General features: G+C 59.2%; 19 protein-coding genes, 1 tRNA gene and 1 pseudogene. 9 read left to right on the forward strand and 12 right to left on the reverse strand.

The window, feature by feature from the left end:
• Positions 1 to 106 precede the first annotated feature (106 nt).
• Positions 107 to 1,003: a LysR family transcriptional regulator gene (locus LQ215_RS04340; protein WP_230147532.1), complete on the forward strand. Its 897-nt coding sequence runs from the start codon at positions 107 to 109 to the stop codon at positions 1,001 to 1,003.
• Positions 1,004 to 1,493: 490 nt separating this feature from the next.
• Positions 1,494 to 1,706, forward strand: coding sequence for a hypothetical protein (locus tag LQ215_RS04345; protein WP_230147533.1), 213 nt, complete (start codon positions 1,494 to 1,496; stop codon positions 1,704 to 1,706).
• 133 nt (positions 1,707 to 1,839) lie between these two features.
• On the opposite strand, the gene LQ215_RS04350 is transcribed toward LQ215_RS04345, so the two are convergent.
• The 4 genes from LQ215_RS04350 to LQ215_RS04360 form a co-directional block, all read right to left on the reverse strand.
• On the reverse strand, positions 1,840 to 2,088 hold the full coding sequence (locus tag LQ215_RS04350; RefSeq protein ID WP_230147534.1) for a hypothetical protein: 249 nt from the start codon (positions 2,086 to 2,088) through the stop codon (positions 1,840 to 1,842).
• Positions 2,089 to 2,323: 235 nt separating this feature from the next.
• Positions 2,324 to 2,683: an RES family NAD+ phosphorylase gene (locus tag LQ215_RS29465; protein WP_253074159.1), complete on the reverse strand. Its 360-nt coding sequence runs from the start codon at positions 2,681 to 2,683 to the stop codon at positions 2,324 to 2,326.
• Positions 2,590 to 3,027, reverse strand: coding sequence for an RES family NAD+ phosphorylase (locus tag LQ215_RS29470; RefSeq protein ID WP_253074160.1), 438 nt, complete (start codon positions 3,025 to 3,027; stop codon positions 2,590 to 2,592). Before LQ215_RS29470 ends, LQ215_RS29465 begins: the two co-directional genes overlap by 94 nt.
• Positions 3,020 to 3,691 carry an MbcA/ParS/Xre antitoxin family protein gene (locus tag LQ215_RS04360; protein WP_230147535.1) on the reverse strand — a complete coding sequence of 224 codons (672 nt, stop codon included), beginning with the start codon at positions 3,689 to 3,691 and terminating at the stop codon, positions 3,020 to 3,022. Before LQ215_RS04360 ends, LQ215_RS29470 begins: the two co-directional genes overlap by 8 nt.
• Before the next feature lie 427 nt (positions 3,692 to 4,118).
• On the opposite strand from LQ215_RS04360, the gene LQ215_RS04365 reads away from it, so the two are divergent.
• Positions 4,119 to 5,636 (forward strand): phosphorylase family protein, encoded by a 1,518-nt coding sequence (locus LQ215_RS04365; protein WP_230147536.1) that lies wholly within the window; start codon positions 4,119 to 4,121, stop codon positions 5,634 to 5,636.
• A 250-nt stretch (positions 5,637 to 5,886) separates the two neighbouring features.
• On the opposite strand, the gene LQ215_RS04370 is transcribed toward LQ215_RS04365, so the two are convergent.
• From LQ215_RS04370 to LQ215_RS04400, 7 genes and pseudogenes are all read right to left on the reverse strand, one after another.
• Complete coding sequence (locus LQ215_RS04370) at positions 5,887 to 7,728, reverse strand: tyrosine-type recombinase/integrase (protein ID WP_230147537.1); 1,842 nt, start codon at positions 7,726 to 7,728, stop codon at positions 5,887 to 5,889.
• 222 nt (positions 7,729 to 7,950) lie between these two features.
• Positions 7,951 to 8,026, reverse strand: a tRNA-Gly gene (locus tag LQ215_RS04375).
• A gap of 63 nt (positions 8,027 to 8,089) precedes the next feature.
• Positions 8,090 to 8,650: a CDP-diacylglycerol--glycerol-3-phosphate 3-phosphatidyltransferase gene (gene pgsA, locus LQ215_RS04380; RefSeq protein ID WP_003200282.1), complete on the reverse strand. Its 561-nt coding sequence runs from the start codon at positions 8,648 to 8,650 to the stop codon at positions 8,090 to 8,092.
• 32 nt (positions 8,651 to 8,682) lie between these two features.
• On the reverse strand, positions 8,683 to 10,506 hold the full coding sequence (gene uvrC / locus LQ215_RS04385) for an excinuclease ABC subunit UvrC (protein ID WP_230147538.1): 1,824 nt from the start codon (positions 10,504 to 10,506) through the stop codon (positions 8,683 to 8,685).
• Position 10,507: 1 nt separating this feature from the next.
• Entirely contained in the window at positions 10,508 to 11,149 is a 642-nt protein-coding gene (gacA, locus tag LQ215_RS04390; RefSeq protein ID WP_003200277.1) for a response regulator transcription factor GacA, read from the reverse strand.
• Between the two features lie 103 nt (positions 11,150 to 11,252).
• Entirely contained in the window at positions 11,253 to 11,708 is a 456-nt protein-coding gene (locus tag LQ215_RS04395) for a GNAT family N-acetyltransferase (protein ID WP_230147539.1), read from the reverse strand.
• 64 nt (positions 11,709 to 11,772) lie between these two features.
• Positions 11,773 to 11,949: pseudogene (locus LQ215_RS04400) on the reverse strand (nitrilase-related carbon-nitrogen hydrolase); the annotation flags it as partial.
• Between the two features lie 616 nt (positions 11,950 to 12,565).
• On the opposite strand from LQ215_RS04400, the gene LQ215_RS04405 reads away from it, so the two are divergent.
• Positions 12,566 to 13,636, forward strand: a complete 1,071-nt coding sequence (locus LQ215_RS04405; protein WP_230147540.1) for a 3-deoxy-7-phosphoheptulonate synthase — start codon at positions 12,566 to 12,568, stop codon at positions 13,634 to 13,636.
• Positions 13,637 to 13,795: 159 nt separating this feature from the next.
• Here the strand turns inward: LQ215_RS04405 and LQ215_RS04410 are convergent, their stop codons facing one another.
• Entirely contained in the window at positions 13,796 to 14,857 is a 1,062-nt protein-coding gene (locus LQ215_RS04410; protein WP_230147541.1) for a hypothetical protein, read from the reverse strand.
• Positions 14,858 to 15,180: 323 nt separating this feature from the next.
• Between LQ215_RS04410 and LQ215_RS04415 the strand changes: the two genes are divergently transcribed.
• The 5 genes from LQ215_RS04415 to LQ215_RS04435 all read left to right on the forward strand — a co-directional run bounded on the left by LQ215_RS04415 (position 15,181) and on the right by LQ215_RS04435 (position 20,505).
• Positions 15,181 to 16,050 carry an esterase/lipase family protein gene (locus LQ215_RS04415; protein WP_230147542.1) on the forward strand — a complete coding sequence of 290 codons (870 nt, stop codon included), beginning with the start codon at positions 15,181 to 15,183 and terminating at the stop codon, positions 16,048 to 16,050.
• Positions 16,051 to 16,146: 96 nt separating this feature from the next.
• Positions 16,147 to 16,428 carry a peptidylprolyl isomerase gene (locus LQ215_RS04420; RefSeq protein WP_016774509.1) on the forward strand — a complete coding sequence of 94 codons (282 nt, stop codon included), beginning with the start codon at positions 16,147 to 16,149 and terminating at the stop codon, positions 16,426 to 16,428.
• A gap of 128 nt (positions 16,429 to 16,556) precedes the next feature.
• Entirely contained in the window at positions 16,557 to 18,425 is a 1,869-nt protein-coding gene (locus LQ215_RS04425; protein ID WP_230147543.1) for an extracellular solute-binding protein, read from the forward strand.
• Positions 18,425 to 19,483: a microcin C ABC transporter permease YejB gene (locus LQ215_RS04430; protein WP_230147544.1), complete on the forward strand. Its 1,059-nt coding sequence runs from the start codon at positions 18,425 to 18,427 to the stop codon at positions 19,481 to 19,483. The genes LQ215_RS04425 and LQ215_RS04430 overlap by 1 nt, the downstream gene beginning before the upstream one ends.
• Positions 19,483 to 20,505 carry an ABC transporter permease gene (locus LQ215_RS04435; protein WP_230147545.1) on the forward strand — a complete coding sequence of 341 codons (1,023 nt, stop codon included), beginning with the start codon at positions 19,483 to 19,485 and terminating at the stop codon, positions 20,503 to 20,505. Before LQ215_RS04430 ends, LQ215_RS04435 begins: the two co-directional genes overlap by 1 nt.
• Positions 20,506 to 20,511 lie beyond the last annotated feature (6 nt).

The raw sequence follows: 20,511 nt of genomic DNA on the forward strand, positions 1-20,511 counted from the left end.
AAGCGATGAGGGCTTATTTTTTGGTGCCTAAGAGAGAGGCAGCCCGGCTTCGCTATCATCATGCAGAGTAGGTCTGGCCTGATGCGCAGGTAAATGGAGATTGACGATGAACCTGATTGAAGCCATGCAAATGTTCGTGGCAGTGGTTGAGCATGGCAGCTACACCAAAGCGGCCGAGGCGCTCAATGTTCATCGCCCGGCGCTCTCTAAGACCATCCAGAATCTTGAGCACGAATTGGGCGTGCAGCTGTTACACCGCACCAAGCGCAGAGTGAACACCACGCCAGCTGGCGATGAGTTCTATGACCGCAGCCGGAAATTACTCGCTGAACTAGCAGACACACTGGACTGGTTTTCGCCGACTCGTCCGCCGCGAGGCAAGCTCAGGATCGACATGCAGACCGTACTCGGTCACGCGGTCATAATCCCGCGACTGCCCGAGTGCATCGAGCGCTACCCTGGCCTGGAAATATCTCTGGGAGCCTCTGACAACCTGAACGACCTTATCGCAGAAGGCATCGATTGTTCCGTGCGGCTCGGTGATCTGGATGATTCGAGCCTGGTTGCCAAACGTATCGGCGAGGTTGCTTTGGTGACCTGCGCGGCTCCCGCCTACGTAAAGAAACATGGTTTACCAGGCACGCTGGATGATTTGCAGTCGCACTTGGCAGTCAACTTCATGGTTGAACAGCGCCGCCAGATCATGCCCTGGCGCTTCAGGGCCAACGGTAAAGCTATTAATGTGAAGATGCGCAGCGGCATTGTAGTCGACAACGCCGAGGCTTTGCTTTACTGCGCACTGGCGGGGATTGGGATGGTGCAAGGGCTGCGCCCGGCGTTGCAGCGATACATCGATAGTGGACGTCTGGTGGAGGTTCTGCCGGATGTTCCAGTCGAGCCGAAGACCGTTTCCGTGCTGTTTCCAGATCGCCGTCGTCTCTCACCCAATGTGCGGGTATTCGTCGAGTGGGTAAGTGCGTTGTTCCAAGAAAAACTGCCTTAGCGCGCGGCCCCATCGGTATTAGCTGCTATGAAGCAGCCATTTATTCACCGGGTCGAACCATTACGGCCGTTTGGACGGACTCTGAATCTGATTACCAAGACATATCACGCACGGCTACCGACGATAGCCATAGGGCGCTGCGGCCAGGAAATCGCCGGCTGGAGAGCATATGAATATGCTGGATCTGGCACCAGGGCGATCTAGTTGCAGCCGCTGGAGGACGCAATGCGGCGTGCAGACGCTCAAACCTTACGACTGTAACGTTCGTTGAGCCGGACACAGACCCAATGCCCCAATCCGAAGGGGACGAGGGCTGCGCGGCGGGCGAAATGCGGTTATCAGCCTCACTCTTTGTGCGAAGATTTGCTGGGTGCCCGCTTTTGGCCGATTGCTACCACTGAATCACAGCAAGCGCTCGCTTATCCAACGGCCCTTTGGTTTCCACCCCTTCCGCTGCTACGCTTTCGACTCATCAATTGGAGTCGAAACAATGCCCACCGAATATTCCCTTTCTGATGTCCTTGAGCGACTGTGCCAAAATCAGCTCGCTTTGGAGGCTGCGATAATGGAGCTGACCTTGAAGGTAGAAGGCCAAGGTGCGACAGACACCGGCGATAACGTCCGCGGTGCGCTGCAAATGATCGGAGAGAACGCCGGATATATCAAACAGGGCTTGGCTAAGTTGAAAGCCCAGGGTTACTGATTTAACGGACCCCATGCGATAGCGAGCTTCGCGGCCATCTTCCGCGGATATTAAAAAGACTGACATTACGAATGTCAGATTTCCCGCGCGTTGCGCGGCGACATCATAAAGATACGGGCGCTCTCGCCGCTCGTTATGAAAAGCGACGCACCTTGATCATCCTGCCCGAAGCTACCTTATGCTTGGGCTTGGCCACTCGAATAACCTTGCTCGTACCATCGGCCGTTGTTTCAACGAGCACGCCATTCATGACTTCCATCACACTGAGTCCGGCCGCCAGCGTATTGATATAGGCCGCATTAATCGCGCCTTTCGCCATCGCTAGAATTTTCTCCTCCAGCCGGCTCACCAGTTCATCACACAATGGTTGGTTGTCATTCATAATTAGCACCACATCCTAGGCCAGCACGGAGCCAGCCATCGTGTCATTTCTGCGTTCTGGGACAAGCACCGCCCTTCCTTGAGATGCACGCAATGCGCATTTGGCCGTCGCCGCTGCATAACCCCTTCTACGGAACCACCGCCCCCCACCGAAACCGCCCTCCTCAGCAGGTTCTAATGAATGGCAATTCCGGCTTCATAGAGCGAATTTTAGGGGTACTGTTCGGCCATTTGAGTCAGCTTTTCCCCGCGATGATGATGACCCCGATCCGCTCTGCCAGATTGAGCACCACGTCGAACACATTCGAGTCGCCGGTCAAGCTGCGTGACGCCCCCTGCGGATGGAGTGCACCGTCAGGAATCCGGTCACCGAAAAGAACCACCGCACGTGCCGAATCATCTTGTCGCGATACCCAGTACAGCCCTTGCGCATCAGGGCATTGACGGTGGATCGCCTCGGCCCATTTGCGCGTTGCGGGGTATTGATCTTTCTCAGTGTCGATCAGTCGCTTGCGAGTGACGCCCAACTTACGCAGCGGCACGCTGGACAAATCAACCAGGTGCAGCGGTTGACTAACCTGGACGGCAGAATGCATCTGCCCTGCCAGCTTGCCTTGTCGAAGCTCTTAAACCCAGCCGTATGGGGAACGTCGTGGAAGACGGTCTCCATCAAGGCGCAATCGACTGTCGTGCCTCCATACAAGGTGGGAATCGCCCGCCCCTGATCGTCCTGGATCGGGCTGAAGCGTGCGTGGCCGTGCACACCGGGATTGAATTGATCCGGCTGATATATATCCTGGTGCACACGATAAAGCACATTGCCCTTGGCAAGCACCGTGAGAGTCACATGCAGCGTAGCCGCAGGCTCCGGGGTGGACGCCGCCAAATCCGTGGCAGGCGTCGCCCTACCCTCACTGAACTCGGTACGCTGCTTAGCCATGGACTATGCCCTGGATTTCATCCAGTGCGGCAGCAATCACCCGATCAGGCGCCGATGCCAGCAGGTCCTGGGGCCTTTTACCGCCCAGAAAACTGTTATCTGACCGGAACCAGTACGCCATGCCCCAGCCGTCCTTGTGGCCAGCGAAAGCCTCAATGACTTTGGCGAGTGCCTTGAACGGCCGATAGCCCGCGTCCGGATCCAAGCCGTAACCCGGGAAATAGTCGACCGCTCCGTGACTGATGGCAAAAATCTGCCCCTGCTTTTTCCACTTGTTGGGCTGGGCACTCGGGTTTCGGGTACTCAACTGGGCCACCTGTGCGATGTCTGCTGCGGTCAGCCAGTCACCGCTTTCCAAAACTGCTTTGCGGGCTTGGACCAGCATTGCCGCTTCCTTGAGCAGGCGAGGCGAAGGCGGCTTACGTGTCACAAACACCTCGGCCAGTCGCTCTAACGACTTCGGATCCTGATGCTCCTGCAGCACCTCATACATCGAGGAGGCCACATTGGCGAAGTTTTCCGCCAACACTTCAAATACACTGAGGTTGACCTGATCGAAAGACACGACCAGCACTCGGTCCGCATGCGAGCGGCTTAAGCTAGCCCGAGCCTCCTTAGGCGTTCCGACCAAGGTGGAGACGCCCGACTGCTCTGTAACGCTCATGGAAATCTCCTCTCCAGTTATCTACGCTATCTAATTCTAACATAGTCTCGATAACCCTAATTCTAGCCTAAGCGCTATTCATCTGGATGCATAGGTTGGATTGAGAGGGGCACGCCATGCCTTCGATCAGCGCGGTGACTCTTGGACGAAAAGTCTAAGGATACGATCTTGGCTTTTTCAGTTATGCGAGCGAGCTCAAGGCCAGCAATGGTGGACCGATAGTTGGCATAACCCAGTTCAGCACTGCTTGAATTCCCAGCGGCCCACCACGCCAGATCGGGCGGTCCCGCCCCTCCTCCTAAGGGCCGACGATCTGCATCATATCGACCTAAGAATGTGTTCTCACGGCCAACAGTTTGTAAGCGGCCCGGGAATACGCCTTGCGGAGCTTGGGCGAGCATCCGCTCATGCGGCAGGAACTGTCACGATGGCAAACCTTGAAAATGAATTCATTCCAATTGCAGGCAGCATCTCCAAGAAGGCAGAGAAGGCCCCGATCGACCTCGCGCACGACTTCACCCGCGCGGTGACCAAAAGCGTCCTGACCGCAAAGGGTGGCCTGGTCGTCTACCTAGCTGGTCTACCCACCAATGGCGCTGGAGATGCACTGACCTTCGGTTGGACGGTGGCCTACGAGGCGGAGAAGTTGTTGGCTGGTTACGCCCCCGCTCGACAGTTGAAGATCATTACCTCCCAACTGGCCATGCGCGAAAAAATGACTCTCGAGCAGCGCGCACTCATACGCCGGCTCTCTGCTGAAAATTTCGCAGAAATCATCTACGTCGAGGATGACTTGGTCACCGGCGGAAATATCGGTGATGAGCAAGTGGAAGTGGCCACTGCGATGATTGCCCTGGGCGGTGGTAAGGGAGTTTCCGACCGAGCCCGCAAGATACGCAGACGGAAGCTTCCCGTGCTGCCATTTGACCTGCAGCTCGGTGGCTTCAGCGAAGATGGCGAAGGCGCACGCGGTCTGCGTGATACCTTCTTCAAGGAGCCTCTTACAATGTTCCACTTCACTGGCGAGCAGGTGAAGGGGCGCCTGGACAGCATGTCTCTGCAGGAGCCGCTCTCCGGCTTGGACAAGCTGGCAGACCTTTCCGTTGGACTTTTTCTGGCGGAAATCGAGGCCAAGGAGGCAGCACGCTCTCCAGATCTTCTGGTTATCACGGCCATCGCCATTGAGCTCGCCGCTGCGAAGAAAGTGTTCGGTATCGGCGAGGATGTACCTGCACGCTATTCCAAAAATGGCATTCATTTCTGGCCCGTAACCATACAGCGAGCGGATGGCCCTCTTTCATGTGTAGTTGCCTCTCTTGGCAACGCAGGCAACGTCAATGCAAGCGGCATCACCACACTTCTGTTGTCAGAGCTGAACCCCAAAAAGGTCCTGATGATGGGGATCGCGGGCGGACGTCGAAAAAAATTGAGCCTCGGCGAAGTCATTTTGTCCGAGCGCGTCGTGTACTACGAAGGGGCAGCAGCGCACGCTGGGGGCAAGATTGCGCTACGGCCAGAGATGCAACGCCCCGGGCTTTCTACCCAGCAAGATCTCAATGCTTACTTCGCAACCACATCTCTGCCTGATCGCCTGCAGGAGCGTGCAGAAAAGCTGGGCTTCACGATTCCGGCAGAGTCCGTCGCGGGGGAAGTTGCAGCAAGGCTAATGGTATCGCCAGCAACCATTGCCTCCGGCGAACTGCTCGTTCGAGACCCAGAGGTATTCGAAGGCTTCCAAGGCATTCACGAAAAAGCACTGGTAGCTGAGATGGAAGCTTACGGGGTATTCGATGCCTGCAAAAAGCAGAACGTGCCTGTATTGGTCGTCCGCGGAATCAGCGATTACGGCGACACGACCAAGGACAACACCTTCCACAAGGTGGCTTCGGAAGCTGCTGCCATTGTGACTCTTGATTACGCCACACACGGGTGGAGCCGAAGATAAGCTAATCATAATTGGGCGGCGGTGTTCAAACTTGAAGCATTCTCTATAGGTGCTTCTCAGGCGACCCCCGCACGCCCTCTTGTGCCCTGCTCGCCTTGAGATGTTATACCCGTTTCGCGTAATCAAACGTCAGTTCGACTAAGGTGAAAACTCACAGGCGAATTGTGAAGTCCGCCCCACCCAGGGGCAGCGCGCAAGGATGATCCCAAGCAAGCAGCGACATCCGCCATCACCGCACGAAAACAGCACCTCAGCTTAAACCCAGCGCACTGAAAACGACTCGCACAGTCACGTCGAAATTCTCAAGAGTGAGCCCATCGATTGGCGAACGCCCCTTCAGTCGCTCATGAGGCTCACAGACCGTCCGATAAAGCCTCCAAGCATCGACATCCGGAAACCGCGCTAACGCAGCAAGTACCAACTTGTGCCGCAATGGATCAAGCTGCCAATCAGGAATGCGCTGACCGCGATTCCCGAGGCTCAGAGACAGCAGACGCCGAGCCTTGATATCGCGGTTGATCTGATCTCGGGATTTGCCTGCCAGTTTGGCGAAGACAAGCAGCGGCAAACTACTCGAAGCTTCATAGTTAGCTAGCATCTCGGCGCGCTGGCGTTGTATCTCAGATACTTGGGGGTCGCGCAGCTGTTCAGTCTGCGTTGGAGCATGTAGGACTGGTGAATACTGAGCAGCGTTAAGGACCGGTTCGTTGTTGACGGACATTTTGGAGGCTGGGACCGACGTCGCTGGGAAGCCACTGCTGTACAGAACGGCATTTGCGTTCGCGCTTTCCAACGAAGGTAACGAAGCTGCACCTTCTAAACGAATGGTCAGCGGAGAGCTAGCCGCTTTCAGCTGGCCCTGCCCCCAAAGATCAAGACGGTTCGCCCAGTCCTGCATCATGGTCCGGCGCTGCTCCACGTATTCCGCGTGATTGTAGGCCGCGCTCACCTTGTCCGGATCAGCATGAGAAAGCTGAGCATCCACCCAAACCTTTGGATACCCGATCTCGTTCAACGCCGTCGAGATCGTCGCCCTCATCCCATGACCAGTGAATTGATCGGCATACCCCATCCGACGCAACGCACCATTCAGCGTGTTCTCGCTGATGCGCTTGCTCAGGTCGCTTCGATGCGCAAACAAGTAGCGTTGTGCCGGAACAACCTGGTCCAGCAAGTGGCGCACGATCTCCAGCGCCTGAACCGACAGCGGCACGATATAAGGCGGTACGTTTTGGGTCTGCTTACCTGGTTTGCGCATCGCTAGCTGGAGTTGTTTCACCACTTCCGCCGGTATGACCCACAAGCGCTTCTCCAGATCGAACTGGTCGGGTGTCGCCAAGCGTAGCTCGCCCGTGCGAACACCGGTCAGCAGCAACAACCGAAGGCCAAGCCGAGTTTGGTTGGCGCCGCCGTAGTTTCGAAGAGCAGCCATCAATCCCGGAAGCTCGTCCATGCGAAGAAATGGGTTGTGCGTAACAGGCGGTTTGGGGAGTGCGACAACGTCGAGGTCTGAAGCTGGGTTGTGTTCCAGCCCCTCAATCTTCACCAGCGCATAGCGGAACAATTGGTTGAACCAGGTCCGGCATTTTTCGGCGGTCGTTAAGGCCTTGCGCTGTTCGATCCTGCTCAGCAAATCCAATAGATCGTGACGATTGATATCGTAGATAGAACGCCCACCCAGTAGGGGCAGGACGTCTTTATTGAAGATTCTCAAGATCTGCGAGAGCGTGCTTTGACGCCCTTCCTTCAGGCTCAGCCTGCGGAACTCCACCCACTGATTGAACACAGCCTCGAAGGTGTGCTCCTTCGCGGCATGAACAGCAAGCCGCTGTTGTTTGCGATGTTCATAGGGATTGATGCCCTGGGCAACCAAGGCACGTGCTTCATCACGACGGGTACGGGCTTCTTTAAGCCCAATTTGGGGGTAACTACCGAGTGACATGCGCTTCTGCTTGCCTGCCCAGTAGTAGCGGAAGAGCCAGACTTTTCCGCCTCTGGCCGTCACATTGAGTGTGAGACCATCACTATCACCTAGGGTGTAGTCGTTACCGGTGATTCGGGCATGCCGAACTGTCATTTCTGAGAGTGCCATCGCGAGCTCCTGAACAGAGTCAGGGCCAGATGCTCATCTCGCTACACAATCTGCTCCAGCATTAAACCGATTCGATGCTCGTCAGAATCCTGGACTCAATTCTGGACTTAAACGCACCGGATAGTGCTGGATTTCAGTGGTTCCCGCTGGAATGAAAAAAGGGCCTAAAGGCCCTGATTTCAATCACTTACAGAATTCAGTGGAACTCCGTAGCGCAATATTTGGAGCGGGAAACGAGACTCGAACTCGCGACCCCGACCTTGGCAAGGTCGTGCTCTACCAACTGAGCTATTCCCGCGTCTTGGTGTGGCGCATTCTATAGATTCAGATTACGCCGTCAACCCCTTGATTCAAAAAAGTTTTATTTCGGCTCTACATCCGTTCGCAGATGCGGCCAGGCGGCGCGCAGGTATTGGACCATCGACCACAGCGTCAGGCCCGCGGAAACCAACAACAGTGCGTAACCCAACAGCACCCAGAAGCTGAAATCCGAAGGGTTCGCCAGCAGGATCACCAGCGCGAGCATCTGCGCAGCGGTTTTCCATTTGCCGAGGTTCGACACGGCGACCTGGGCGCGGGCGCCCAGTTCGGCCATCCACTCACGCAGCGCCGAGACGACGATTTCGCGGCCGATGATCACCGCCGCCGGCAGGGTCAGCCAGAGGTTGCCGTGTTCCTGTACCAGCAGCACCAGGGCCACTGCGACCATCAGCTTGTCGGCCACCGGATCAAGGAAGGCGCCGAACGGCGTGCTCTGCTCCAGGCGCCGGGCCAGGTAACCGTCCAGCCAGTCCGTCGCGGCGGCGAAGGCGAAGACCGAGGCGGAGGCCATGTAGCTCCAGTGGTACGGCAAATAGAACAGCAAAATAAAGATCGGGATGAGCAGGACGCGTAGAACGGTAATCAGGTTTGGGATATTCATCGGCACAACTGGCTACGAGGTTGACGGGCATTCTACTCGCTGTGCAGGTTTGCATAAATCAACTCAGCGAGCTTTTTACTGATACCGGGTGCTTTGGCTATCTCCTCGATGCTGGCACGAGACAGTTCCTGCAATCCACCAAAATGTTTCAACAAGTCGCGACGGCGCGTCGGGCCGACGCCTGCCACACCTTCCAGTGTAGACGTCCGGCGCGTCTTGCCACGGCGGGCGCGGTGTCCGGTGATGGCAAAGCGGTGAGCTTCGTCGCGGATCTGCTGGATCAGGTGCAGCGCCGGCGAATCGCCCTTGAGTGTGAACTCATGGGCGGCGTCATTCAGGTACAAGGTCTCGAAACCGGCCTTGCGCGTCGCGCCCTTGGCCACGCCCAGCAGGATGAGGTCGGGCACCATCAGCTCATTGAGCACATCGCGGGCCATGGACAACTGGCCTTTGCCGCCGTCGACCAGAAGGATGTCTGGCAACTTGCCCTCCCCGTCCTTGAGCTTGCCGAAGCGCCGCATCAACGCCTGATGCATGGCCGCGTAGTCATCGCCGGGGGTGACGCCTTCGATGTTGTAACGGCGATAATCGGATTTGATCGGGCCTTCCGGACCGAACACCACGCAGGACGCCACCGTCGCCTCGCCACTGGAATGGCTGATGTCGTAGCACTCCAGCCGCTGTGGCGGTTCGTCCAGGTTGAGGACATCGGCCAGGGCATCGAACCGCGCCGCCACGTGTTGACGGTTGGCCAGGCGCGCACCCAGGGCCTGTTCGGCGTTGGTCACGGCCAGTTGCTGCCAACGGGCACGGGTGCCGCGAACGCGGTGGCTGATGGTCAGCTCACGACCGCGAAGCTTGTCGATGGCCTCGATCAGGGCCGGGAAATCCTCGTGGACCACGTTGACGATCAACTCGGCAGGCAAGTCGCGTTCCGGGCTGCTGATGTAGTACTGGCCCAAAAACGCCGCCATGACCTCGGCCACGTCCTCCTCGATACCCACTTGGGGAAAGAAGTTCTTGCTGCCCAGCACGCGACCGCCCCGTACGCTGATCAAATGCACGCACGCGCCGCCCGGGTTGATGAACGCGGCGATCACATCGACGTCACCGCTGCCACCTTCCATGCTCTGCTGGTCTTGGACGCGGCGCAGCAGGCCGATCTGGTCACGCAGCTCGGCGGCCCGTTCGAACTCAAGGTTGACCGCCGCATCTTCCATGGCTGCCGAGAGTTCATCGGTCAGCGCATTGCTGCGGCCTTCAAGGAACATCACCGAGTGACGCACGTCCTCGGCGTAGACCTGCGGCTCGACAAACCCCACGCAAGGCGCCTTGCAGCGCTTGATCTGGTATTGCAGGCAGGGCCGGGTGCGATTCTTGTAGTAGCTGTCTTCACACTGGCGAACGAAAAACGTCTTCTGCAGCAGGCTGAGGCTTTCACGAATCGCCCCGGCGCTGGGGTAAGGGCCGAAATACCGACCCTTGGCCTTTTTGGCGCCCCGATGAATGCTCAGGCGCGGAAAGGCCCCGTCGGACAGAAACACGTAGGGGTAGGATTTGTCGTCGCGCAGCAGGATGTTGTACGGCGGGCGCCATTCCTTGATCAGCGTCTGCTCAAGCAGCAGCGCCTCGGTTTCATTGGCGGTGATCGTCGTTTCGATTTGCGCGATGCGCCCCACCAGGGCGGCAGTCTTCGGGGCGAGGCCAGTCTTGCGAAAGTAACTGGCCAGGCGTTTCTTGAGGTTCTTGGCCTTGCCGACATACAGCAGGCGCGCGTCGCCGTCGAACATGCGGTACACGCCAGGGCGACCGCTGCAGGTGGAGAGGAACGCACTTGGATCAAACAATTCAGTCATTTCAGGCGCTGGCATCGACCATGCCGTGGCGCACTGCCAACAGTGTCAATTCGACGTCACTGCTGATCGAAAGCTTCTCGAAGATACGGTAGCGGTAGGTGTTGACGGTCTTTGGCGACAGGCACAGCTTGTCGGAGATGATCTGCACCTTTTGGCAACCGACAATCATCAGGGCAATCTGGATTTCCCGCTCCGACAGCGCGTCGAAGGGCGAGTCGTTGGTCGGTTGGAACGACTTGATCGCCAATTGCTGGGCGATTTGCGGGCTGATGTAGCGTTGCCCGGCAAAAACCAGACGAATGGCTTGGACCATCTCGTTCAAGCCAGCCCCCTTGGTGAGATAGCCCGCCGCGCCCGCCTGCAACAGCCGGGTGGGGAATGGGTCCTCTTCGCACACGGTCACCGCGACCACCTTGATGTCCGGGTGACTGCGCAGCAGTTTGCGCGTGGCCTCAAGGCCGCCGATGCCAGGCATCTTGACGTCCATCAACACCACGTCGGGTTTCAATTCACGCGCTTTGATCAGGGATTCTTCCCCGGATTCAGCCTGGCCAACTACCTGCAGGCCATCGATGTCAGCCAGCATTCGTGTAATGCCCGTACGGACGAGATCATGGTCATCGACCACTAACACCCTAATCAAGCAGACACCTCACGATTTGGTCTTATTTGGGTTGCACCACACCTTAGCAAAAAGCATCCGGCAGACCTAGCGCAAAGGGACAGATAAAAGTTACAACACATCTTTATGGCACAACGTCCGAAGCTTCAGCACCGGCGTCTCGCTGCATCCTCAGGAAACACTCATCCTCGCCCACGACACGCAGGCCCATGCGTTCGTACAACGCCCTGGCCGGATTATCCTTGAACACCGTCAGGCGCAGCGCCGGCCGACGCTCCAGCCCCACCAGGTCCCAAACCTGTCCGATCGCCCAGGTACCGGCGCCCTGCCCGCGAAACGCCTCGTCGATCTGCAGCTCCCGGATATACAACGCCCGGGCATCACGACTGAGACTGACGAAGCCCAGCGCCTGGCCTTCACGACTGATTATCCAATTCTGGCGAATGATCCAGGCCAGGTCGAATGCCTCGTCCTGCCAGAGCAGATCATGCTTGAGATAATAGGCAAGCATGTTGTCGCAGGTCAGCTGTCGGGCGAAGTCGATGTCCCCGGCCGTTGCGGCACGCCACTCGAAGCTCATGAAAACCTCATCAAAGCACTTGCACCGGAACGACTTGCCCGGTCCAACCGTTGGCGACCTGGCGGGCGATTACCGCCGCCAGGCCGCGTTCATAGCCGGTGAGCGACAGTTCAGAAAACACCCGCAACTGCACACCCTGTTCAGCGGCCGCCTGCATGAAATGCTGATGACGCACGAGGTTGGCACGGACGTCCCCCGCGATGGAGATCGACTGGGCGGCGGCGAAGGCTGGAGCGGTCATGGGTCATCCCTGGGAGGCGCTGCAAACCTGAAGTGTGTCATAAAGCCCAGCGGACTCAAGCCAGGGCGAACAATTGCATGCCCTCGATAGCATTTTCCGATTGAACCGGCGCACCGTCCTCAAGTAAGCTCAGGGCCATCCATCGGAGACAGACCATGTTCAACGCCCTCTTACCGCTTCAAACCGCCAGCGCCCCGCGCTCGGTTGCGGCTGCCCGGGCGAACAGCGTGCAAACTCCGGTCAACTTTTATTTTGGGTATTGGTTTAGCCACTGGCGCGCCTGATACCCAACCGGCGCCCACTTTAAACGGGTCGCCTTCCAGAGTTTTCCAAACCCCCGGTCGGCCTCCCGACCGGGGGTTTTGTTTTTTCAGGCCCCACACATTTGCAACACCAGACAACTTGAGGATTGAGCCATGAACTACGCCACTTATTACCGTTACGACAGTTTTTCCGCCTGGCGATTTACCAGCCACCGCTCGGGACAGCCTGCCGCCTCCGATCGGTCACCTACCGGTGGCAAGCCTCTATTGCGGGCCAACCCGGCCAATTGTCGAACACCCCACTAGGACCGGCGCGCGGGAATGAACCCGCTGCCCGTCCAGGAAGCCAGATCATGAATTCGTCCGTCTCCGCTTTGCCGCTGTCCACGCTCAACCCTGCCAACGAAGCCCTGACCCTGCGTCTGCCGAGCTCGTTGCAACTCAAGCACCAATTGCCGCTCAGTACCGAGCTGAGTCACCAAGTGAGTGCCCATCGCCAGGCCATCCGCGCGATCCTCGACGGCGAGGACTCCCGCCTGCTGGTCATCGTCGGCCCCTGCTCGATCCACGACCCGAAATCCGCCCTCGAATACGCCGCCAACCTGGCTCGCGTGGCCCATGAAGTGCGCGACAGCATGCTGCTGGTCATGCGCGCCTACGTGGAAAAGCCCCGCACGACCGTAGGCTGGAAAGGACTGGCCTACGATCCTGGCCTGGATGGCAGCGATGACATGGCCGCCGGCCTGACCTTGTCCCGGGAATTGATGCGTGAAATGTTGCAACTGGGCTTGCCCGTTGCCACCGAACTGTTGCAACCCATGGCCGCCAGTTACTTCGATGACCTGCTCAGTTGGGTGGCCATTGGCGCACGCACCACCGAATCGCAGATCCACCGGGAAATGGCCAGCGGCCTGGGCATGCCCGTGGGGTTCAAGAACGGCACCGACGGCGGGGTCGGCATCGCCTGCGACGCCATGCGCTCTGCCGCCCATCCCCATCGGCATTTCGGCGTGGACAGCCAGGGGCATCCGGCAATCATCCAGACGCCGGGCAACCCCGATACCCACTTGGTGCTGCGCGGCGGCCATCGCGGGCCGAACTACGACCAGCAGAGCGTCACGCAGATACACCACGACCTGACCCGCCTGAAGATACCGGCCCGGATCATGGTGGACTGCAGTCACGCCAACAGCGGCAAAGACCCGCTGCGCCAACCGCAGGTGTTCAATGACGTGCTGGAACAACGGCTGCAAGGAAACCGCTCCTTGATCGGCATGATGCTCGAAAGCCATCTGTTCGAAGGCTGCCAACCACTGGGCCCATCAATGCGCTACGGCGTCTCGGTCACCGACGGTTGCCTGGGCTGGGAATCCACCGAGCTGCTGCTGCGCGAAGCCCATCGCAAGCTGCAATTGCCAGCCTGAGGTCCCGAACCCACCTTCCCCTGGAACCAGGGGGCGGCGTGGGCCCCTTTGTGGGAGCGAGCTTGCTCGCGATAGCGTCAGTTCAGCCAGCATTAATGTTGCCTGAAACACTGTCATCGCGAGCAAGCTCGCTCCCACAGAGGTTGTGCCGGGCTTCGCTCAGCCAGGCGTAATGGAACGAACTTGAACCGTCACCCACTCCGAATGCTGGCTGACGTCATCCAGGCGCTCGACCTGATAGAACACGCCCACCGATCTGTTGCCTTGATCCTGCCAATACGTCGCTGGAATCACAAAAGCGAGCGGTTGGCCGGCCGTGGCCTCGGTGATTTCGCGTTCAAGCACATAAGCGGAATTGCCGTTGCACTGCAACCAGACCTGCTCACCGGCCTCAAGCCCGGGATCATCGATGACAATCGTCACCCCGTCCTGCAAATCGTCGACATCCAGCCACCCGTCTTTCATCTCCTGAATCCTGGGCGCCTTCAACGCAGGACGCAGCAGAGGACCGATGTGCAACGACAAAGGCTCGGCGCGGCGTACCGAATGTCCGCGCCGGACGACATAGGCCAGGGCCAGGTTGTGTCCCACATGGGGAGCGACCAGCGCATGATCGATCCAGAGCGACACCTCACGACCGACAGCATGGGTTTCTATCTCCAGCACATCACGCCAAAGCGCGTTGGAATCCTTACTGGCCGTCAGGATCAACCGATCGCCGACCGCCATCCTGGCGTAGGGCCGAATCGTCACCCACGTTCCGTCAGGCACGCGACTCGGATCAAGGCTGCCACCGACCGCATCGTTGGCAATGGCAGGCAGTAGTTGCGGTGATACATCGCCGATGTCCAACTGCAGGTGTTGCGAAACCAGGGTGGCCGGCAGCTGTTTGCCCGTCACCTGGTAGGAGAGTTCCAGCGAGCCACCGTCCAACTCGGCGATATGCGGTTCGCGCACCACGAACACGACGTCTCGCCCTACTTGCCGCTCCGTGACGAACCCGGCCACTTCATATCGGTAAGGGTCACCCTCGTTGTTAAGTCCATGCCAACGCAGCAGCACCTCATCCCCGCACGTCATCATTGGATAGGGTTTGACGGTCACGACGGCCTTGCGCCAAGCGGGGTCGATCACCCCGTCCCTGGCCGCTGCCAGGACCGGTGGCGGCAGCCTTGTTCCTGAGGTTGAACGGGATCGTTGAGCAGAGGGGTAAGTGATCATGTACAGGCTCCAGTCCTTGGATGAAGGCACCGTTTGCATAACGGCGCTCGATGGAGCCATTAGAACCCGCTCGGGCCAAACCCACAGCCAGACAAGCCGACAATGGCAGTGGTCCTTGGCGTTCAAAGCTGTAGCTGCAAACGACTTGGGCTATAGGAGACCTCCTACACCTTTCGGCGCCGCCGGGTAATTCCCCATTCTTCCTACTTTTTTTATTCCGGTTTCCCTGGTTCAGCGCGGTTTCTTCCTACACCGCCCATTAAGGGCCTGGATTAGAGTGATGTCGCAAATTCAATGTGAACCTCTTCGAAAAAGGTACGAACATGCAACGGAATGCAACCACTCAATTTCCCATCCTGTTGGTCCATGGGTTGTTCGGGTTTGACCGGATCGGCGGCTTCGAACTGTTCCACGGCGTCAAACAAGCCCTCCGTGCAAGCGGTGCCCGGGTGTTCATCCCCTATTTGTCGGCCACCCATTGCAGCGAGGCCAGAGGCGAACAACTGCTGGCGCAAATCGATCGGGTCGTGGCCGGCACCGGTGCCGCCCGGGTCAACCTGATCGGCCACAGCCAGGGTGCGTTGGCCGCCCGCTATGCCGGCGCGTTGGCCCCCGACAAAGTTGCCTCGGTCACGTCGGTCAGCGGCCCCAACCATGGTTCCGAACTGGCCGACTTCCTGCGCAAGGCCCTTACCCCCGGACGGCTGCCAGGACATGTGGCAAGAGGCGTCGCCACATTGTTCGCCGATTTCATCTCGCTGCTTGACGGACAGGCGCAGTTGTCGCCCACCGCCGTCGCCGCACTGGCGACGTTGACCACTGAGGGCGTGGGCGCCTTCAACGACAAATACCCCCAGGGCCTGCCGAAAAGCTGGGGTGGAAACGGCCCGGAGCGAGTCAATGGCGTGCGCTACTACTCATGGAGCGGTACGTTGCGAGAGGCGACGGGGGAATCATCGGAGCCTTTGCAGGTTTTCTGCCGCGCCTTTTCCGAATACTTCATCACCGAAGCCGAGCAGAACGACGGCCTGGTCGGGCGCTTCAGTTCGCACCTGGGCAAGGTCATTCGCTCCGACTACCCAATGGACCACATGGAGGCCATCAACCCAGGCGGTGCCACGTTACGCAAGGGTACCGACCCCACAGAGCTTTACCTGCGCCACGCCGAGCGCCTGCGCAAAGCCGGCCTTTGATCGTCGGGCCCAAGGTTTTGACGCAATTTTGACAACAACCCGTTAATGAATCCGGTAGGCTCAACACCTTTAAATAAAGCGAAAGGAATTTTACCCATGGCCAAAGCCACTGCCCGCCACATCCTGGTTTCCAGCGAAGACAAGTGCAACGAACTCAAGGCCCAGATCGAAGCCGGCGCCGATTTCGCCGAAGTCGCCAAGGCCAACTCCTCGTGCCCGTCCAGCCGTCAAGGCGGCGACCTGGGCTCGTTCGGTCCAGGCCAGATGGTCAAGGAGTTCGACACCGTGGTGTTCAGCGCCCCGATCAATGTGGTCCAGGGTCCGGTCAAGACCCAATTCGGCTACCACCTGCTGGAAGTGACCAGCCGTCAGGACTGATCCCGGTTTATCGGCATAACGGCCCGCCCTTCGGCGGGCCGTTGTGTTTGGGTCTCGCGAGGGGCTGGCGATTCATGCGCCGCTCGCGTACAAATCGTGTCATCGATCACCCGGCTTTAAGGCTGACAATGCGACTGGCGTTCCCTTCCCTGCTATTGACTGCCGTGGTCCTGCTGACAGGCGCCGTCGGCGTCGATGCGGCACCGCAACATGCCCTGACCGTCTATGGCGAACCGGCCAAATATGCCGAAGGCTTCGGCCACTTCGCCTACACCAATCCACAGGCCCCCAAAGGCGGGACCATGCGCCGCTCGGCCATCGAGATCGGCCATTTCGACCACATCCTGCCCTACATCGACAAAGGCATCGGCGTCAGCCAGATCGACGGGATGCTGTATTCGCCGCTGGCCCAGCGCTCGCTGGACGAGCCCTATACCGTCTATGGCCTGGTAGCGCAGAAGATGGAGCGGGCCGACGATGGCCTGTCCCTGCGTTTCTACCTGAACCCCAAGGCGCGCTTCGCCGATGGCAAACCCATTACCGCCCAGGACGTGCGCTACAGCTTCGAGCTGTTGATGACCCAAGGCAGCCTGCGCTATCGCACCCAGTTCGCGGCGGTCAAGGACGTCGTGGTTGAAGACGAGCGCACCGTGCGCTTCAATTTCAAGAACAACGAAAGCCGTACCCTGCCCCTGGACATCGCCACCCTGCCGGTCTTTCCCGAACATTGGTGGAAGACCCGCGATTTTGCCAACGGCGGCGGCTACGAGGCTCCGCTGGGCAGTGGCCCCTACCGGGTGAGCAAGGTCGACTCCGGGCGCAGCATTACCTTCGAGCGCAATGCCAATTGGTGGGGCAAGGACCTGCCGGTCAGCCGTGGCCTCTACAATTTCGACCATTTCAGCATCGAGTATTTTGGCGATACCGATGTGGCCCGCCAGGTGCTGCGCGGCGGCGCCTACGACTACAATCGCGAGTTCTCCGCCACCGGCTATGCCATCGGCTACGACAGCCCGGCCCTGCGCGACGGCCGCCTGCAAAAGGCCCACCTGGCCACCGAGGCGCCCCAGACGGCCCAGGGTTTCGTGTTCAACCTGCAAAAACCGCAGTTCCAGGACCGCCGCGTGCGCCAGGCCCTGGCGATGCTCTGGGATTTCGAATGGAGCAATCGCCAGATGATGCGCAACGTCTATGTGCGTCAGCAGAGTTACTTTTCCAACACCGACCTCGCCGCGCGGCAACTGCCCGATGCCGGCGAGCTGGCGATCCTCGAGCCCTTGCGCGGGCAGATTCCCGACGAAGTCTTCACCCAGGTTTTCCAGGCGCCGAAAACCGACGGCAGCGGCGTGATCCGCGACAAACAACTGCAAGCCCTGGCGCTGCTGGAACAGGCCGGCTGGAAACCTGATGGCGACCGCCTGGTGAATGCCGAGGGCGAGCCGCTGAGTTTCACCTTCCTGAACAGCCAGAACGGTATCGACCGCCTGTTGCTGCCCTACAAACGAACCCTGGCGCAAATCGGCATCGACATGAGCATCCGCCGCATCGACACATCCCAGTACGTCAATCGCCTGATGAGCCGTGACTACGACATGATCATCACCGGCTACCCCGTCAGTACATCGCCGGGCATGGAACTCTATAATTACTTCGGCTCGGCGGCAGCCAACGATCCGGGGGCCAACAACTACATGGCCTTGAAGAACCCGGCGGTGGACACGCTGATCGACGGCTTGGTCAAGGCCAACACCCAAGCCGACATGCTGCGCCATGCCCACGCCCTGGACCGGGTGCTGCAATGGAATTACTACTGGATCCCCAATTATTACCCGCCGGGCAGCTCGACCGTGTGGTGGAACCGCTTCGGCATCCCGAAGGTGCAGGCCAGTAATGACGAAGCCATCGAAAGCTGGTGGGAAGTGAGCACCACGCCCTTGACCAACGCGCAGATGAGCGCCGAGCGCATCAAGCGCGGCACACCCGGGGGGCCGCATTGATGTGGGCATATATCGCGCGGCGCCTGCTGCTGATCATTCCCACGCTGGTCATCATCCTGCTGGTGAATTTCGTCATCGTACAGGCCGCACCCGGCGGGCCGGTGGAACAGGCCATCGCCCACCTGCAAGGCATCGATGGCGCCAGCGTCGGCAGTTCGGGCAATGCCATGACCGGCAGCTCCCGCGCCAGTCGCGGCCTGGATCCGCAACTGATCAAGGACATCGAGAAACAATACGGCTTCGACAAACCGACCCACGAGCGCCTGTGGCTGATGCTCAGCAGCTACGCCCGCCTGGACTTCGGCAAGAGCTTCTTCCGCGGTGCTACGGTCACCGACCTGATCCTGGAAAAAATGCCGGTGACCATTTCCCTCGGGCTCTGGGCAACATTGATCACTTACCTGGTGTCGATTCCCCTGGGCATTCGCAAGGCCGTGCGTCACGGTTCCGCGTTCGACGTGTGGAGCAGCACGGCGATCATCATTGGCTATGCCATGCCGGCGTTTCTTTTCGCGATGTTCCTGATCGTGATGTTCGCCGGTGGCACGTCGCTTAACTGGTTCCCGGTGCGCGGGCTGGTGTCGGATAACTTCGAGTCGCTGTCGACGCTGGGCAAGATCGCCGACTACTTCTGGCACTTGGTGCTGCCGGTCACGTCGCTGGTGATCGGCGGCTTTGCCACCCTGACGATCCTGACCAAGAACTCGTTCCTCAATGAAATCACCCGCCAATACGTGGTCACCGCGCGAGCCAAGGGCATGAGCGAACGCCGGGTGCTGTACGGCCATGTGTTCCGCAATGCGATGCTGCTGGTGGTATCGGGTATTCCCCAGGCGTTCATCAGCGTGTTCTTCGCCGGTTCCTTGTTGATTGAGGTGATTTTTTCCCTCGACGGCCTCGGACGCATGAGCTACGAGGCCGCGGTATCCCGCGACTACCCGGTGGTGTTCGGCTCGCTGTTCATCTTCACGTTGTTCGGCCTGCTGATCAAACTCATCGGCGACCTCTGCTACACCCTGGTGGACCCGCGCATCGACTTCGCCGCGAGGAACGCCTGATGGTCAAGTTTTCGCCCTTGGGCCGCCGGCGCTTCGAGCGTTTCAAGAAAAACCGTCGGGGCTGGTGGTCGCTGTGGCTGTTCATCGGCCTGTTCATCCTGACCCTGGGTGGCGAGCTGATCGCCAATGACAAGCCACTGGTGCTCAGCTACCAGGGCTCGCTGTATTTCCCGGTATTCAAGCGCCACACCGAGCAGGAGTTTGGCGGACAACTGCCGTTCCAGGCCGACTACCGCAGCAGCTACGTGCAGAACCTGATCCACAAGGACGGCGGCTGGCTGTGGTTTCCACCGATCCCGTTCAGCGACGACACCCCCAACTATGACCTCACCCAACCGGCCCCGAGCCCACCCTCATCGGTGAACTGGCTGGGCACCGATGACCAGTCCCGGGACGTGCTGGCCCGGGTGATCTTCGGCGCACGGGTGTCGATCCTGTTCGCCCTGGCCCTGACCGCCATCAGCGCGCTGATCGGCATCGCCGCCGGTGCGCTGCAGGGGTATTACGGTGGCTGGGTGGATTTGCTGGGGCAACGCTTGCTGGAGGTCTGGTCCGGGCTGCCGGTGCTCTACTTGCTGATCATCTTGTCCGGCTTCGTGGAGCCGAATTTCTGGTGGCTGCTGGGAATCATGGCGCTGTTTTCCTGGCTGGCCCTGGTGGACGTGGTCCGTGCCGAGTTCCTGCGCGGGCGCAATCTTGAGTACGTGAAGGCCGCCCGGGCCCTGGGCTTGTCGGACCGCAAGGTGATCGTGCGGCATATCCTGCCCAACGCAATGAACGCCACCCTGAGCTACCTGCCCTTCATCCTCACCGGGGCGATCTCCACCCTCACAGCCCTGGACTTCCTCGGTTTCGGCATGCCGGCTGGCAGTGCTTCGCTGGGTGAATTGATCGCCCAGGGCAAGCAGAACCTGCAGGCGCCATGGCTGGGGTTGACGGCGTTTTTCACCCTGGCGCTGATTCTTTCCCTGTTGGTATTTATCGGCGAGGCGTTGCGAGACGCGTTCGACCCACGCTCTTGAAAACAG

The sequence above is a fragment of the Pseudomonas brassicacearum genome (assembly GCF_918698105.1).
Taxonomy (GTDB): Bacteria; Pseudomonadota; Gammaproteobacteria; order Pseudomonadales; family Pseudomonadaceae; genus Aquipseudomonas; species Aquipseudomonas brassicacearum_F.

Coding starts and splice junctions, on each gene's coding strand:
- LQ215_RS04340 (WP_230147532.1), top strand. CDS start 107: ATGAACCTGATTGAAGCCATGCAAATGTTCGTGGCAGTGGTTGAGCAT.
- LQ215_RS04345 (WP_230147533.1), top strand. CDS start 1,494: ATGCCCACCGAATATTCCCTTTCTGATGTCCTTGAGCGACTGTGCCAA.
- LQ215_RS04350 (WP_230147534.1), bottom strand. CDS start 2,088: ATGAATGACAACCAACCATTGTGTGATGAACTGGTGAGCCGGCTGGAG.
- LQ215_RS29465 (WP_253074159.1), bottom strand. CDS start 2,683: ATGCATTCTGCCGTCCAGGTTAGTCAACCGCTGCACCTGGTTGATTTG.
- LQ215_RS29470 (WP_253074160.1), bottom strand. CDS start 3,027: ATGGCTAAGCAGCGTACCGAGTTCAGTGAGGGTAGGGCGACGCCTGCC.
- LQ215_RS04360 (WP_230147535.1), bottom strand. CDS start 3,691: ATGAGCGTTACAGAGCAGTCGGGCGTCTCCACCTTGGTCGGAACGCCT.
- LQ215_RS04365 (WP_230147536.1), top strand. CDS start 4,119: ATGGCAAACCTTGAAAATGAATTCATTCCAATTGCAGGCAGCATCTCC.
- LQ215_RS04370 (WP_230147537.1), bottom strand. CDS start 7,728: ATGGCACTCTCAGAAATGACAGTTCGGCATGCCCGAATCACCGGTAAC.
- pgsA (WP_003200282.1), bottom strand. CDS start 8,650: ATGAATATCCCAAACCTGATTACCGTTCTACGCGTCCTGCTCATCCCG.
- uvrC (WP_230147538.1), bottom strand. CDS start 10,506: ATGACTGAATTGTTTGATCCAAGTGCGTTCCTCTCCACCTGCAGCGGT.
- LQ215_RS04395 (WP_230147539.1), bottom strand. CDS start 11,708: ATGAGCTTCGAGTGGCGTGCCGCAACGGCCGGGGACATCGACTTCGCC.
- LQ215_RS04405 (WP_230147540.1), top strand. CDS start 12,566: ATGAATTCGTCCGTCTCCGCTTTGCCGCTGTCCACGCTCAACCCTGCC.
- LQ215_RS04410 (WP_230147541.1), bottom strand. CDS start 14,857: ATGATCACTTACCCCTCTGCTCAACGATCCCGTTCAACCTCAGGAACA.
- LQ215_RS04415 (WP_230147542.1), top strand. CDS start 15,181: ATGCAACGGAATGCAACCACTCAATTTCCCATCCTGTTGGTCCATGGG.
- LQ215_RS04420 (WP_016774509.1), top strand. CDS start 16,147: ATGGCCAAAGCCACTGCCCGCCACATCCTGGTTTCCAGCGAAGACAAG.
- LQ215_RS04425 (WP_230147543.1), top strand. CDS start 16,557: ATGCGACTGGCGTTCCCTTCCCTGCTATTGACTGCCGTGGTCCTGCTG.
- LQ215_RS04430 (WP_230147544.1), top strand. CDS start 18,425: ATGTGGGCATATATCGCGCGGCGCCTGCTGCTGATCATTCCCACGCTG.
- LQ215_RS04435 (WP_230147545.1), top strand. CDS start 19,483: ATGGTCAAGTTTTCGCCCTTGGGCCGCCGGCGCTTCGAGCGTTTCAAG.